The sequence below is a fragment of the Bradyrhizobium sp. RT6a genome (assembly GCF_040547675.1).
Taxonomy (GTDB): Bacteria; Pseudomonadota; Alphaproteobacteria; order Rhizobiales; family Xanthobacteraceae; genus Bradyrhizobium.
In genome coordinates this window covers 1,454,004-1,466,959 of sequence record NZ_JBEPQC010000002.1, presented here as the reverse complement: position 1 = coordinate 1,466,959, position 12,956 = coordinate 1,454,004, and the positions used below count along the sequence as shown (strand labels likewise).

The 12,956-nt window shown below is 58.3% G+C and carries 18 protein-coding genes and 1 tRNA gene; 7 read left to right on the top strand and 12 right to left on the bottom strand.

All coding sequences use genetic code 11. The features are described 5' to 3' along the window. Window positions 1–258 precede the first annotated feature (258 nt). Window positions 259–334: transfer RNA gene (locus ABIC03_RS17035), tRNA-Lys, on the top strand. A 56-nt stretch (window positions 335–390) separates the two neighbouring features. On the opposite strand, the gene ABIC03_RS17030 is transcribed toward ABIC03_RS17035, so the two are convergent. Both ABIC03_RS17030 and ABIC03_RS17025 read right to left on the bottom strand, forming a co-directional pair. Beyond that, window positions 391–1,479, bottom strand: coding sequence for a tyrosine-type recombinase/integrase (locus ABIC03_RS17030; RefSeq protein WP_354059331.1), 1,089 nt, complete (start codon window positions 1,477–1,479; stop codon window positions 391–393). A 113-nt stretch (window positions 1,480–1,592) separates the two neighbouring features. Next, window positions 1,593–1,769, bottom strand: coding sequence for a hypothetical protein (locus ABIC03_RS17025; RefSeq protein WP_354059329.1), 177 nt, complete (start codon window positions 1,767–1,769; stop codon window positions 1,593–1,595). 456 nt (window positions 1,770–2,225) lie between these two features. Between ABIC03_RS17025 and ABIC03_RS17020 the strand changes: the two genes are divergently transcribed. From ABIC03_RS17020 to ABIC03_RS17005, 4 genes are all read left to right on the top strand, one after another. Further along, complete coding sequence (locus ABIC03_RS17020; protein WP_354059327.1) at window positions 2,226–2,885, top strand: hypothetical protein; 660 nt, start codon at window positions 2,226–2,228, stop codon at window positions 2,883–2,885. A gap of 90 nt (window positions 2,886–2,975) precedes the next feature. Then, window positions 2,976–3,254, top strand: a complete 279-nt coding sequence (locus ABIC03_RS17015) for a hypothetical protein (RefSeq protein WP_354059325.1) — start codon at window positions 2,976–2,978, stop codon at window positions 3,252–3,254. Between the two features lie 152 nt (window positions 3,255–3,406). Beyond that, window positions 3,407–3,610, top strand: coding sequence for a hypothetical protein (locus ABIC03_RS17010; protein WP_354059323.1), 204 nt, complete (start codon window positions 3,407–3,409; stop codon window positions 3,608–3,610). A gap of 151 nt (window positions 3,611–3,761) precedes the next feature. After that, window positions 3,762–3,917 (top strand): hypothetical protein, encoded by a 156-nt coding sequence (locus ABIC03_RS17005; RefSeq protein ID WP_354059321.1) that lies wholly within the window; start codon window positions 3,762–3,764, stop codon window positions 3,915–3,917. Between the two features lie 27 nt (window positions 3,918–3,944). Here ABIC03_RS17005 and ABIC03_RS17000 read toward each other — a convergent pair whose 3' ends face one another. Continuing rightward, window positions 3,945–4,427 (bottom strand): hypothetical protein, encoded by a 483-nt coding sequence (locus ABIC03_RS17000; RefSeq protein ID WP_354059319.1) that lies wholly within the window; start codon window positions 4,425–4,427, stop codon window positions 3,945–3,947. A gap of 177 nt (window positions 4,428–4,604) precedes the next feature. On the opposite strand from ABIC03_RS17000, the gene ABIC03_RS16995 reads away from it, so the two are divergent. After that, the gene (locus tag ABIC03_RS16995) at window positions 4,605–5,048 is read left to right on the top strand and encodes a hypothetical protein (RefSeq protein WP_354059317.1); all 444 of its coding nucleotides are present in this window, start codon (window positions 4,605–4,607) and stop codon (window positions 5,046–5,048) included. Between the two features lie 82 nt (window positions 5,049–5,130). Next, window positions 5,131–5,334 (top strand): hypothetical protein, encoded by a 204-nt coding sequence (locus ABIC03_RS16990; protein ID WP_275174535.1) that lies wholly within the window; start codon window positions 5,131–5,133, stop codon window positions 5,332–5,334. A gap of 1,495 nt (window positions 5,335–6,829) precedes the next feature. On the opposite strand, the gene ABIC03_RS16985 is transcribed toward ABIC03_RS16990, so the two are convergent. The 9 genes from ABIC03_RS16985 to ABIC03_RS16940 all read right to left on the bottom strand — a co-directional run bounded on the left by ABIC03_RS16985 (window position 6,830) and on the right by ABIC03_RS16940 (window position 12,929). Then, a complete protein-coding gene (locus ABIC03_RS16985) occupies window positions 6,830–7,588 on the bottom strand; it encodes a hypothetical protein (protein WP_354059315.1) in 759 nt (252 codons plus the stop codon). A gap of 97 nt (window positions 7,589–7,685) precedes the next feature. Next, window positions 7,686–9,107: a hypothetical protein gene (locus ABIC03_RS16980; protein WP_354059313.1), complete on the bottom strand. Its 1,422-nt coding sequence runs from the start codon at window positions 9,105–9,107 to the stop codon at window positions 7,686–7,688. Further along, a complete protein-coding gene (locus ABIC03_RS16975; protein ID WP_354059311.1) occupies window positions 9,104–9,244 on the bottom strand; it encodes a hypothetical protein in 141 nt (46 codons plus the stop codon). The genes ABIC03_RS16980 and ABIC03_RS16975 overlap by 4 nt, the downstream gene beginning before the upstream one ends. 398 nt (window positions 9,245–9,642) lie before the next feature. After that, window positions 9,643–10,014 (bottom strand): hypothetical protein, encoded by a 372-nt coding sequence (locus ABIC03_RS16965; protein ID WP_354059309.1) that lies wholly within the window; start codon window positions 10,012–10,014, stop codon window positions 9,643–9,645. A 124-nt stretch (window positions 10,015–10,138) separates the two neighbouring features. Continuing rightward, the gene (locus ABIC03_RS16960; protein ID WP_354059307.1) at window positions 10,139–11,104 is read right to left on the bottom strand and encodes a S49 family peptidase; all 966 of its coding nucleotides are present in this window, start codon (window positions 11,102–11,104) and stop codon (window positions 10,139–10,141) included. Continuing rightward, a complete protein-coding gene (locus tag ABIC03_RS16955) occupies window positions 11,055–11,429 on the bottom strand; it encodes a hypothetical protein (RefSeq protein ID WP_354059305.1) in 375 nt (124 codons plus the stop codon). Before ABIC03_RS16955 ends, ABIC03_RS16960 begins: the two co-directional genes overlap by 50 nt. 13 nt (window positions 11,430–11,442) lie before the next feature. Next, window positions 11,443–12,051, bottom strand: a complete 609-nt coding sequence (locus ABIC03_RS16950) for a hypothetical protein (RefSeq protein WP_354059303.1) — start codon at window positions 12,049–12,051, stop codon at window positions 11,443–11,445. Between the two features lie 103 nt (window positions 12,052–12,154). Beyond that, on the bottom strand, window positions 12,155–12,526 hold the full coding sequence (locus tag ABIC03_RS16945) for a hypothetical protein (protein ID WP_354059301.1): 372 nt from the start codon (window positions 12,524–12,526) through the stop codon (window positions 12,155–12,157). Window positions 12,527–12,539: 13 nt separating this feature from the next. Continuing rightward, on the bottom strand, window positions 12,540–12,929 hold the full coding sequence (locus ABIC03_RS16940; protein WP_354059299.1) for a hypothetical protein: 390 nt from the start codon (window positions 12,927–12,929) through the stop codon (window positions 12,540–12,542). Window positions 12,930–12,956: the final 27 nt, after the last annotated feature.

Here is a 12,956-nt window from a genome sequence, read left to right as displayed (position 1 = left end):
GATGGCGGCCCGCCATTCCGGTTGAAAATCCCGGCTCAAGCATTGGAAACGGCGAGCGAATTCCCGCTGTTGCCTTCAACTTCGGCACCCTCGCCTGCTATTGACCTCCGCGCCCCATCCCCCTACACAGCGCGGGCCGAAAGCATGATCCGGAAACAGCCGGTTTTCCGCAACGCTTGCGTCGAATTGGCGGCAAGACATGCTTTTCCAAATGACCGAAGACGATGGCGATCTCTTCAAAGCCATCAGCGGCCATGGGAGCGCGTAGCTCAGCCGGTAGAGCACGTGACTTTTAATCACGGGGTCCTGGGTTCGAGCCCCAGCGCGCTCACCAAAGTTTCAATCACTTAGCCGATGTCCAAGATGTCATTCCGACATCGCGTCACCTGCTCATTCCGATATTTGCCCACCTTTCGTTCTCGAGTTTCGTCGCAACCGCGCCGCAGCGCGTCGCTGTTGCATCGAATTTTGGGTGTAGAGAATGGTCATGTTCGGCGAGCGATGGCCGGACAGAGCTCTAAGTTGCGCATCGGTTAGACCAGCGTCGCCGCCCTCGGTGTTTCCGCCTGGTCGAAGTCCCATGAACTTGATCTCGGCATCGATGCCGGCCACTGCTTTGATCTCGGCAACCCTATCGGCAAAATAGCGGTATTTCCACGGAAGCCTGATGCCCCTCAGCCGGTCGATCCCGTCTCGGGTTACGATCAACGTGCCGTGGCGAGGAGCGGCGTCTAGGCGCTCAGTGAGTTCGGGCCAAAGATCGCTGCCATCCTCGTCGACCAGCGGCATGTCGACAGGCTCGCCAGTCTTGTGATGAAAGATCTTAGCTACCGACGCTCCGCTCGGCCGATATTGCGACCATGTCAGCCGGCCCAGAATGTCCCGCAGGCGCTGCAGCCAGAAAAAGGCGATCATCGCGGCTGTGCCGACGGAAGCTTCACCAGCCGCGTCCGCAGCAGCGACAAATCGCATTAAGTCGTCGTAGTTGAAGGGCCGAGTCGGCTTGGCCTTGTAGGAAAGTCCCATTTTGGCGAAAGGATTCTCCGCCGGCACCACTTTTGGCTCCGAACGCCGCGCCACGTTCCAAGCCCGCTGGCAGACCTTCATAGCGAGAACGGCGGTCTTGTTGCGCTCGCCCCCGCCCGGTTTCTCCCGTACCCGCTCGTAAAGCTTATCGGCGGCTCCTGGTGTGATCGACGGCAGGAGCAGCGCCCCGAAGGCACGACCATCTTTCAGCGGAAATTTCGAGACCAGCGACAACATCCGGTCGTAGCTCGACCGTGTGTCTCCTGGCAGCTTCGTGAACTTCGGTGAGCGCTTATAGACGGAAACCAGCCAATCGAAGGATCCGCGCGCGGCCGCCTCGCCCTCGGCGCTCGGAGCACCTTCGCCATTGAGCCAAGCGCGGTAATGCGGGTTGAGAATTTCGTCGCAGTACCTCTTTGCGTCGCCGTAGTCCTTGCCCAAGGCCTTCGGCACGATCGGGCACCTATCCCGCACATGCGGCGACGGCGCCCAGTAGTACGCGATGCCCGACTTCGTAGGCTTCGCGACCATTAGATCTGGCCAACCTGGAGGTTTTCGCTTCGGCATCAGAGCAGATCTTCAGCGCTTTCCGGCGGTTGCTTGTTGTTACCTTCTTGCTCGAAGTGCAGGACAATTCGGTTCGGCTCTGCCTCCAGCCGTCCCACCCTCTTGCCGGCCTTAGCGGTCGCCTTCAGCAATTTGACGACCTCGGTCTGTGTGAACGCTTGCGTTCGCGGTGCCATTTTTCGCTCTCAAATGCCCCGAATGGGCAGATTGAGTTTTACGGCGCCACTGACACCGCCCGGGATGAAAAAAGATCGGCCCCAAAAGTCATCACCGGATTCTTGATTGGGCCCGGCTTGACAGCGTGTAGCTGAGACCTTGCTGCCAGCTGTGTTGGGACCAGGAGAAAGGTAAATACCTTCAGGCGGGTAACTGTCGAGCACGTTCCGAACGAAGGTGAAGCGCACGCCCATATTGGCTTCTCACCTGGCGCAAAAAAGAATGACCGCAGCGAACTCAAAGTTCTGCTTAAGGGTAAGTTTGGACCTCTCGATGCGCACACATGCGTCTAGCGAATCCTGTGAATAAGGGCCTGCATTAACCCCGCCGGCTTTTGACAGTGGCAGGATCATCGCCCGCGAATCAATACGGATGCGGACCATGACGACCGGATCCCAGCAAGGCCGAGAAGGTTGATGCCCGACGACAACACAAAGAAGTGGCAGGATCATCCGGTCCTCATCGCCATCTGCAGCGGCGCCGCTGCCCTGATTTTTGCGCAGACCGTGATCTTTCCGACGATGACAGCGTCGCTTCAAAACGAAGTCTCCTCGGCACGCAGCCAAATGCAAGAAGTTGCGACGTTAAGGGACCAGTTCAAGAAAGCGACTGAAGATACCGCGAAGGCCAAACTTGAGCTCAAGGCAGCGCAACTCAACAACGTCTTCTCGGTGGGTAACCCTTACCCCATTGGCTTGGACAAGCTGAGGATTGGAGACGGGCTCGATGCTATCTTCGCCAACTTTTCTGAAGCATCCGTCACGAAAAATTCGGCGTCCTATTGGTCTGTTAAACTGGACCACGCGGCATTTAGGGAGGTTGTGTATTATTTTGACCAACCGTCATCGAGGAATTTGAAGGACAGAAAAATCCGAGCTTTGCTTTTTTTCGCCGGCGACCGATCTTCCGGAGTCGTCCGCGAAAAATTGACCGCGGCTCTCGGTAATCCTTCCACATCAGGTCCAAAACCGGATTGTGTTGTGTGGACGTTGAGCAAAGACCTTTTGGTCAGAGCGGACGGCAATTCGCTTTTTATTGCAAACACACAACCGAGTTGCGCTGTCGAGGAGAGATAGACCTAGCTGCTCCACGGCGGCACGGCCAAACGGCACGCTGCGGGGGACCAAAGTCTGATCCTCAATGAAGCACCTTTAAACGGAGGCATCGTGAAACACCTTGGTTCGCTACAGGGGACTGGACGCGTCGAAGTTAAAGGTTTGGATGTTGGCGCAATCGACTACTCGATTGACGTTTGGCTTGATAATCGGCAGCGCAAATCGGCAGAAGGTCGCGCGGAGCACGGCATAAATGCTCTAATGGCGGCATTTAACGCTGGCACCGCGCAGCTTCACTTAGAACGAAGCGGCACGGTAGATATCATCGTGACGAAACTCGGCGTTCATGGTGCAGAGTTTAAGGTGAGCGGTCCCGTTCCGGGCTTTTAGCCATTTGTCGTCAACGAATCCGAGGACTCGTACCCCGGCGCGCTCCCCTATCCCTGAGGGAGTGGACGGCCGCATCGGGTACGAGGCGGCCAGCAGAGAGGATCAAAGGGCGCCGTCGATAGTTGCAAGCGCAGCCCCCTACGGAGTTCACGATGCCATCACCGAAGGTTGCCGAGTTCCTGGAGCGGGCTGAGCAATACCGAGGGCTCAAAGAGCAGATGGTCCATCTGCCCACCCGCCACCTCTACGAGCAGATGGAAAGCAGCTACCGCATTCTGGCCCGGAGCCAAGAACAGTTGGAACGGTCAGAGCAACACGTCGAAAATCTGGACCGTCGTACATTTCCGCGCCCCTGAGGGATATGCCTACTTTATGGGCAGGTCGCAACTGTCGCAGCGACGATGTCACTCGCGCCGTGCTAACGTTCAGTATCACCGCACGGTTTGTGGCCTCGATCGGTGACTGAGAGCCGAAATGCTCCCGCCTTCTATAGAACGGGAGGCGGCGATGGGAAAAGAGGCCAGACCTTTCTTAGAGACCGGGCTGACGATTATGGAGCGCTATAAGCGCGCAGCGCGTGAGGACATGGACGGTCCCGAACTCCTCAAGTTGCTCAAGGAGCTTGAGGACGAGATAGGAAAGCGGGCCCGCCGAGGCCGTTGAGGTCCGCAATCCTGAGGAGAGCGAACATCAGAATTCGATATCTTCTTCGCTCACAACGCCAAATAGGTCGAAAAACCCGAGCTTGATCTCCTCAGCCTCTGCACCGAGCTTCTCCAGCAAGGCGGTTTGCTCGATGTACCCTTGGGATTTTAGCTGCGCCCTCGACACGTGATGCAAGGTGCCACCATTAAAGTGCGGCATCCACAAACCGTGCGCGACTCTCACCCGCTGCTCGTTGATCTTATAGAAGCGGTTGAGCAGCTTCTCAGCGAGCTCATACCGCTCCTTCGCAAAATTGGCCTCAAACACTCGTTTTGCCACAGCGCAGAGCAAGGCAACGTCATAACTCTGCATGACGGTGGCAAAGTGCTTTTCCTCAATCTTCAGCTCACGACCGACGTAGTGTCGGATTGTATACTCAGTCTGCGAAAATTCGAAGATGAAGTACCCTATTGCGCCGTAGGTTTTCTCGGCAACCAACAGCTCGCGCTCAGCATATTCGCCAGACATCGCGCCCCCCAAGCCTTCAGAACCTTCAGTAGCAGGATGCTCTTGGGTTTGCGACCCTGAAGAGAGTGGGCCGATATCCCTGAGGGAGTGACTGAGAAAGGGACAATTTTAGAAAAAGTCGGAACGGCCCCTCAAAGCTTGCCCGATAGTGTGCGGGTCAGGACTTGGGGACATGCTATGAAATACCTGCTCTGTGCCGCCACGGCGGCCTTTCTGTGCCAGCCAGCAAGCGCAAGCTCGTTGTGCGTCAAGGACCGAACGCCATTTGCATTGGCCTCCGACACTATGACCTGGAGCATGACCATTGCGCCCAGCCAGGACTGCATCCAGGGTCTCCGCTGGTCTTACATGCAGATTTATGACGTCTCGGTCGTGCAAGCTCCAAGCAAAGGACGGCTCGTTGTTGTCGGATCAGGCTTTCGGTATTTCGCTGGCGGCTCAGATGATCAGAACAGTGTCGACAAGTTCACGCTGCTGATTTCAGGGAAGAACCGGCACGAAGTCGGTTCTTCGACCCTGGAAGTCGAGGTCCACCCTACTGCAATGACCTCCGGCCACGCTGCAACTGATCGCTCTGCCGCGGCCGCTACGGCCGCCGAACTTAGCCCCGCAGGGAGTTAGCACGCAGCCCTGAGGGAGTGAACGGCCGCGGTTTGGCCGCACTTCGGTTTGACAGATGATGGCTTCCTACAGGAGGCGTCCCATGAAGATCATTTCTCAGGTAGCCGTCGCCGTTACACTGCTCATTCACACCGATGCGCTTGCCATGGTTCGCGATGCCTCAATCGATCATGATCTTGGTGGTGTAAGGGAGCAGTTCAAAGCAATGCTTCGATCGCACGAGGGTCAGGCGACCGATCGCGCGAATGCAGTTGCGGCCGTCCGCGACGCAGAGGTGCCTCGTTAAGCGCGTTGCCGCCTGCAGGAGGCTTGGCTAACCGCCGGGCGGCAGGCTTGAAGGGAGTGAACCGGTACCAGAGACCGTTGCTAGCTAGGTCATGCAGCTTTAAACTCTGGGTAGATGCATAGAATTTTGGATAATTGCCATGCGAGCAATCTCGATCGTCGCTGTCGCGCTGATCTTACCTGCGTCCCTTCTGGCCCAGGAAAAAGAGAAACCGTCCAAACCGCCACCATGCTCATACTCATTGATGACAGGTCAGTATGTTGAGGTGCCAGTTGGCTCAACTGTTTGCCGCCGCGCCCCAGCACCGTACCAAGATTTGTACGGGCTCCTGCAATGCATTCCTCCGCTGAATGAGGTCGAACAAGTAAAGCGCGGCGATCCACGCTGTGAAAAATACGATGATCGGCCGTAGCGGGATCCTCGCGGCGATACTCGCAATTTTCGACTGGCGGGGCTACGACAGGCTACGCCATTCCATCTCCCGCCGCAGGCGTCAGCGCCTAAGGCGCTCCGCCCATTCAAGAGAGTGGACCTTATCACCCGATGACGACGAACCAACGTCCCTCAGGGAGCGGACAAGGCCATTAAGGTTGACTGGTCAGGTTAATTTCGCACACCTGAACATCAATCTAAGCCAACCGCTGGACGGCAATCCAAGGTTATAGCTATAGAGGATGCTTTGCTGTTGAGGTTCTGTTTTGAAGCCCTCGCTTGCTTGCGCTGCTATTATCTCGTTCTTTACTGTCAGTGCAGCGGCTGCTGACGACGGGATGACGCTTGACTTTTCGTTCAAGGGAACGAGAGGCTGCATCACTCTCTATGCCAATCCAGAAATTCGAATCCGGAACGTACCTCCGGGTGCCACAAGGGTCTTGCTTCGGTTGATAGGGCCAAACGGCAGGGACCTTGGAGGTCAGGAGACGGCGCTCCTATCAAGCGGCATCATTTCTGCAGGATCAATCCGCACATTCGCTCCGTGCGATCCAGGTCTCTACATGTACCAAGCGATTGTCAAAGCAGATGATGGTCGCACGATTGCGGTAGGGGAGATGGAGCGTTTGTTCGGGCGTGAGTGAACGGCCATGCCGCCTTGGCATAGAGCGACGTCAGTATGGCGACGCGGGCGCAGAGCACGAAAGGTCGACGGCACCGAGCCACCCGTGGGTTGATTGAGAAGGAGCAGCATTTTTGGCGCTCTATCTGTTCGAGGCAGGTCTTACGCGCTTACCCTGAGGGAGTGCATTGGGCCGGTTCTGCCCCTTAGCGGACCTATGCTGCACGCCGTTGCATGGGCAGCTTTTGACCCTCAGCGGACATCCATCAACTCGTCTAGTTCTGCCGTGTTCCGTTCTGGTATTCCTCTTGACCCTTTAGCGGATATCGCTCCGGCAGGGCTTGAAATCAGCTTGTGATCTTAAGCTGCACTGCCGGAGACGACGTGCTCAGGACGGTTCGCACAGATTCGTATGTTTTTCGGGCAAGCGCTGGAATGAGCCTATCTAAGTGATTTAACGTAGTCCGCGAGTTGCTCGCTCGTCTTCGCTGTTGTGTCTCTGAGCAAACGATACTCTTTTCCGGCTTTTGTGAGTGCTTCGAGTTCTTCATGCGAAAGCGGCGCCGGTAAGGCGTTCAACTGATCCAGTATGTTAATCCTTCCACGGAGCGCTTGCTGTATTCCTCTGTACGCATCCTCCAAAACAAAGTCATTTCGGAGTTCGCTCACTTGTTTCAGCAATGCATCGATGTGCGCCATTACGATCTGCACCTTAAATACCACTCCCAACCAGTGCCTAGCTGCATTTTCCACACTTGGCCGAGGGGTCTGCGACACCAGTTCAACATAGCCATCCATCGTACCGATCAAGGATCCGTTGACAACCATCAGTTGCTCCAACTGGATCCTCAAATCTATTAGATTGCTGCGGGCCTTACGCGCGGCCGCGGCGTCATATCCCTGCACTCCAAGAGCAGTGAGGTGAGCAATGCTATCACCAAATTTGGACAAAGCTTCTGCGGACTTCGCCAGAAGGTCACCCAGGGCTGCTATCAAAGCAATCTTTTCATCCGTGGATGCCGCCGCTCTTGCCGGCCCTGCGAATGATCCATAAAGCAAAACTAAAAGGCCGAACTTCAGTAAGTCTCGGCGCTTAACGATCATTGCGGCCTTCCTAATCGACAGTCCCTCGCGATATTCACGCAACCCTATCATAAATAGTAGAAACCTTGCGCAGAATCCTTCGACGAACTTCTGCATTTGGGCCCAAGCCGTCCTTACCACCACCACTCGCCTCCGGTCCGCTTCCGGCTGGAAATCGGACCTTCCCTTCGCAGTCCTGAGGGGAGCGCACGCGCTAGGGCTGCACCACTACAACGCATTCGGCCGTCACAGTGGGCTGGAGAATGCTGAAGGGCGCGCTGCTGCCGCCTTGCGCTATACCGTTGAACGACGCGCTCGAAGCGCCTTGAGACGCTGAGAGGTTATTGTAACCGGCGTGACCGAAGGCGCCACCGCCACCAAGGCCGCCGCCGCCAGAGTCGCTATAGACGTAACCGGCGGCCCCGTTGATAGTGATCGCGCCATTCGAAATCGAGATTGTTCCGGACGGAGTATACGGCGGCAAATTCGAGAGATTCAGATTGCGGGTTTCATTTTGGTTGGCGCTCGCTGCGTTAATCGCATTGAAGCCGGTGCCATAGACTGTGCTGGTAAAACGACCAGCCGTATTGCCAAGAGGCGCGTCTCGTCCGGCTATCCCGCGCCCTCGGCAATCCTTCACCCCGACCGTCGTGTTGCTGCCACCAGAACCATATCCCGTCGTGAACACCGAGATGGGTTGTGCTCCATTGGCAACCGCCGTCTGCGACATCACTATCGTCGTGCTGGTCACGCTCGTGATCGTGGTGCCGGCCTGCACGCCGGTGCTCTCGACCGGCATGCCAGGTCCAAGACCATCGGTATTGGCTACGCTTGTGATCGTATTATTGCCAGCGGTCAGCGTGCCGGACTGAGTTCTCGTCACCGCCGTCGTGTATGCCGGGTAAGTGGATCGAGCTATGGCCTGGCCGTAACCATAAAGCGTCTTTGGCGGCAGCGTCGCGTAGTCGCCGTACAACACAGTGGCAAGCGGGACAGCTGGATTCGTGACCGCGGAACCGTCGGCCCTAGTGATGCTTATTAATTGCCAGTTGCCGCTCCCGAGATAGAGCGCGTCGGCGATATCACCAGGCGACGTGGTGTAACTCTGTGCGCCGGGAACGATCAGTGAACTCGCATTGTACGTCAGAGGCGTCGCGGAATTGAACCTGAGCGTTTTGCGGATGCCGACGGCCGCACAGGTCGAACCAAAGCTCGTAATTGGTGTGCTCCCGGAGACATTGTGAACGGCCGCAGGCGCCGCGCAAATGTCGGTAGTGCTATTCGCCGTGACGCTCGCAATGCCGCCGCCGACTGGAGGCGACCACAAATGGTTTGCCGCATCGATCGCGCCAAGAACGATCCATGCCGTCCCGTCATATTGCTTCAGCAGATTGGGGGTGACCGAGGTGTCGACCCAGAACTGACCTTTGACAGCGGCGCCGCTGCAATCCGTCGCCGGCGCCGATGATCCGGAGTTGCTCGAGATCAGCGCTGCCAAGCCGGCGTTGATATCCTGCGCAAACGTCAACCCCGACACAGTACCCGTAGTCGGCATGCAGCCGGAGCCTTGTGCCGCGATCGCGGGCGAGCTCAGCACGAAAAGTGCAGCGATAGCGAGAATTGTTCGGATCTTCATGGACGGATGTCCCATTTGCATTCGCTGAGCGTCGTGTTGAGATAGTCGGGGCAGCCCTGCACCGAGGGCTGCGGCCAATGGACGACCGCGGCGACGGCGAGAACTCCGAAGAGGCCGAGCAGCATAAGTGTGCGCATGTGTTCACCCTCTGTTGAGATGGCCGCGCGAGCGCGTCGCGTGGCGGATTTCCTCTTGTGCGACCTGGATCATGGTCTGGGGACCGAGCGCGCGATCGCCGCGGCATCCGTCGGCGACGTGCCTTCCGGACAGAACTTTGAATGCCACCGTTAAAGTGGATCTCGCCGCCGCCTGAGGATCCAGCGCTCGACGCTCCGCGGTCCCGTGGAGGCTTACGCCGAGCCGCCCGTCGGAGCCGCGGCGGAGTGGCATCACTGCCTCTGGCCCGGCTTCACCCATGAGGCCTGTGCCGCCGTTTGCCATTGGGAAGAGCGTCGACCTTGGCCTTGGCCGCGCGGACGTAACCGCCAGAATGCCGTCGACCGTCACCCTCAGGCTGCTCAATGCGACGCCGGCATTAGCGCACCTCCGGGATATTGCCGGCGGCGGCCTGACTGAGAAGGACCGCCGCCGGCTCAGCGCCAGCCTCACCGGCCCGCGTGCCAGTAAACCGGATTGGAGGCGGCAGCTGTGGATGTCGAACGTTGATGGCTTCAATTCCGCCGTCGGTCGACCTGTCGATCTCGAATTCGACGATCAGCCCTTTATGCGGATGCCCGAGCCCGGCAACGTGAAACCAGATGGACCTGCATAGAACGTCGTGGTCTCGACTTTTGCCGGCCGGCGTGAGCAGCACCAGACGATAGGCTTCACTTTCAAATGAGACAGTCCCGATGATACTCATCGCACCACCGCCGGCTTGCGGCGCAGGCTCGACCTCGGCCGGCATGCCTCGACGCGCTGCTCGGCGTCGGCGAGAGCCTTAGCCTTCGCACGACGGCCCATCCTGGTGTCAGCCTGCACCCGTAGGAGATGGCGCAACGCAGCAGCCATCGCTCGATTGTCCTGAGGCATCAGCGCCGCGCCTCCGCATCCAAGATTGCTCGATAGTGATCGCCAGGCGCCGGATTTTTTGCCCGTTCCTCGGCCATGATCGATCGAAATGCGGCACTCGATCTTCCGGATGCAGTCGCTTGCGAGGCGGATATCGCGGTTTCGATCGAGCCGATTTGATCCACCATTCCAACCGCTTTTGCGGCCTCGGCGAGAAGGCAGCTTCCTTGACCAAACCGATCCGCGACGACAGATGACGTCACCTCACGGCCGCGCGCGACCGTCGTGACGAATTTCCTCGCAATGGCGTCGATGTCGGCTTGCTCTCGCTTTCTCGCCTCGGGATCGAGCGGCTGATAGGGATTCCGATCGGCTTTTCGCGGAGAAACCTTACTTGTTAGATAGGTCGGCTTTACTCCAGCCTGCTTCATTGCCTCGCTGAAGTCCATGTGTAGCGCAATGACGCCGATGCTGCCGGCTGCTCCACTCGGAGTGATGGTGATCGTGTCGGCCTGGCTCGCGATCCAGTAAGCCGCGCTAGCCACCAGCCCGTCGCAGTAAGCGACGACGGGCTTGGTCCGTTTGGCGCTCGCGATCGCGGCCGCTGTTTCCTCGCAGCCTGTCACCACGCCGCCGGGGCTGTCGACGAACAGCACGATTTTGTCGACCGACCTATCGACAACGGCCTGCGCGACCAAGGAGCGGATCCGGTCATATGATGCGAAGCCGAACAGCTCGCTTAGGAAGGAGCCGCGCTTCATCAACGGCCCGATAATCGGAATCATCGCTACGTTTTGCGCAGGCGCCGCCGGCCGCTTTGACGTTGCTGGGGCGCTCGCTTGGTGCGCCATGCGCGCAACTATGCCGTCGAAAGCCCGCGGATCTAAAGCCCAAATGTCGCCTTCCGCGCGAAGCAGGTCAAATGCGGTCCGGACTTCAGTCATCGGAAGACCTACTGTCGTGTTTCGCGATGCCGAATGGAGCACTCCAGCCTCTTTCGGGGTGCGCTTTGGGACGGCCCTCATACCAAGTGTCGCCACGGCCGTAACTGCTCTGTCCGCCAGTCGATCGATGCTTCTCGTGAAACTTAATTCTGCCTTCGACGTGATAGTTTGCCGCTTCGAGCATCAAATCGCTTAACGGGTGGCCCTCGCCATAAGGCCGATGCTGCGCGGCCAAATGCGCAGCCCAACGCTCGCGGAGCGCCGCCAGTTCGTCGCGCGTCGGCGACTTGTTCGTCGCCTCGAACGCGTCGAAACAGTCTTTGCCAATCTTCTCGCCCGAGACTCTGGCATCGTTTTCCCGGCTCATGGACGTGCTCCGATCACTGATCAATAAATCCGACGTGCTGCCCCCAGCGGATCCATTCGCTACCGAGCGAATTCGGCAGGCCCAGCAATGCCGACCGCCATGCCCCTCCAAAATTGGGGAGATAGTCGACACCCGGCATCTCAGCTAAAAAATCGATGTGGATCTGCTGCTCAGCGGCGACAGCCTTGCTCAATGTTTCCAGGGCTTTCGCAATTTCGCGCACCGCCTTTTTGTGGCGCGGCTGATATGTCGCCGCGACTTCCAGTGCGCGCCGATCGCGACAGATGCGCACGCGTTCGCGCGCAGCATCGAGGTGCGGCCATATCTCTTCGAGTTGATCTTCGGCTTGATCAATCTGAACTATTGCGCGCCGCTCGTTCCGCGCCAACCCGCTGTATTGTTCAGCACCGGCGTAGGCGTCCGGGCCGGCGTCGCGATTTTTGCCGTGCCGCTTTATGGCGATCGCGAGCTTGATTCCGTCGCGCATCGCGATCAGTTCGTTGAAGCGTTGCGTGACCTGCTCGAGGGCAGCAACCTCGAGGTCGAGATCGAGCGGCTCGGACAACATTGCTGCGCCGTTGAGCGCGTCGGGGTGTTCGTGTAATTGGTTGTCGGTGGCCACCGAGAGTTGCTCCTGCACCGCTCGATCGCGGCACCAACAGGCCCGCTACGGCGACGCTCGAATCGTTCGGTGATTTGCCGGTTAAAATGAATAGCGTTGCAAATTAACCGCGGAGAACCGTCTTCACGTAGGCTGCGGACTTGACACCTCCGAGCTTGAAGATCGCGAACAGGTCACCCGTCTTCGTGCCGCGATACCGTTGGGGCGTTGAGCCTAGGTGCTGGTGAACACGCCACAGGCCGGCGCGATATCTTGCCCCTTCTGCTGCGATCATATCAGAGGCGCTCCGTTCTGACAGTCTAGAATGCCAGCGCGCTCTGTACTTTCGGATAAGCACTGCGCAATCGAATTTGGTCTCGTCCGGCGGCGGCTTCAGTCCCGACGTGAGATAGATCAAAACCCACTGCATCTCCTCGGGCGGCACCTTCTCGATCGCATTGATCGCGCGGAGCGCAAGCCGGCGTCCGGTGATCATGTTCGGTCATCCTTCAGCGGCACCTCGCGCGCTCGACCGGCTCGTGGCCGCCTGGCGCACACAGCGCGCGATCCAAGAGACTGCAATAGTGGTGCGGATCGCGCCACTGCACGCTGTCAAGGCCCGCGACGCAAGCCCTGACGTACTCTAGATTGATCTGCGGCCGCTGCTCACGTCGGTCTATCGCGATCGCAAACACCGCTTCCAGCTTAGCCGCAGCGAATCTGCGCGCTTCCGGCGCCCAGCTCGGATTGTTGATGATCTTCAGCAGTCCCTTGGGATCGACTTCCGTGAACACGCGGTCGATGTCGCCGCGGACGACGACAAGACGTACCTCGTCTTGGCAGTCGTCAAGCTCTACACCGCGATGATTTCCATCCTTCGGGATAGTGTCTCCGCTCATGCTCGGCCTCCATTTATGATTTTCAAG

What these genes read in the sequence shown, in the direction of transcription:
- ABIC03_RS16975 (WP_354059311.1), bottom strand. Translation starts at nt 9,244, where the DNA reads ATGCGCACACTTATGCTGCTCGGCCTCTTCGGAGTTCTCGCCGTCGCC.
- ABIC03_RS17010 (WP_354059323.1), top strand. Translation starts at nt 3,407, where the DNA reads ATGCCATCACCGAAGGTTGCCGAGTTCCTGGAGCGGGCTGAGCAATAC.
- ABIC03_RS16955 (WP_354059305.1), bottom strand. Translation starts at nt 11,429, where the DNA reads ATGAGCCGGGAAAACGATGCCAGAGTCTCGGGCGAGAAGATTGGCAAA.
- ABIC03_RS17000 (WP_354059319.1), bottom strand. Translation starts at nt 4,427, where the DNA reads ATGTCTGGCGAATATGCTGAGCGCGAGCTGTTGGTTGCCGAGAAAACC.
- ABIC03_RS17005 (WP_354059321.1), top strand. Translation starts at nt 3,762, where the DNA reads ATGGGAAAAGAGGCCAGACCTTTCTTAGAGACCGGGCTGACGATTATG.
- ABIC03_RS16945 (WP_354059301.1), bottom strand. Translation starts at nt 12,526, where the DNA reads ATGATCACCGGACGCCGGCTTGCGCTCCGCGCGATCAATGCGATCGAG.
- ABIC03_RS17020 (WP_354059327.1), top strand. Translation starts at nt 2,226, where the DNA reads ATGCCCGACGACAACACAAAGAAGTGGCAGGATCATCCGGTCCTCATC.
- ABIC03_RS16990 (WP_275174535.1), top strand. Translation starts at nt 5,131, where the DNA reads ATGAAGATCATTTCTCAGGTAGCCGTCGCCGTTACACTGCTCATTCAC.
- ABIC03_RS16965 (WP_354059309.1), bottom strand. Translation starts at nt 10,014, where the DNA reads ATGCCGGCCGAGGTCGAGCCTGCGCCGCAAGCCGGCGGTGGTGCGATG.
- ABIC03_RS17025 (WP_354059329.1), bottom strand. Translation starts at nt 1,769, where the DNA reads ATGGCACCGCGAACGCAAGCGTTCACACAGACCGAGGTCGTCAAATTG.
- ABIC03_RS16985 (WP_354059315.1), bottom strand. Translation starts at nt 7,588, where the DNA reads ATGCAGAAGTTCGTCGAAGGATTCTGCGCAAGGTTTCTACTATTTATG.
- ABIC03_RS16995 (WP_354059317.1), top strand. Translation starts at nt 4,605, where the DNA reads ATGAAATACCTGCTCTGTGCCGCCACGGCGGCCTTTCTGTGCCAGCCA.
- ABIC03_RS16940 (WP_354059299.1), bottom strand. Translation starts at nt 12,929, where the DNA reads ATGAGCGGAGACACTATCCCGAAGGATGGAAATCATCGCGGTGTAGAG.
- ABIC03_RS16980 (WP_354059313.1), bottom strand. Translation starts at nt 9,107, where the DNA reads ATGAAGATCCGAACAATTCTCGCTATCGCTGCACTTTTCGTGCTGAGC.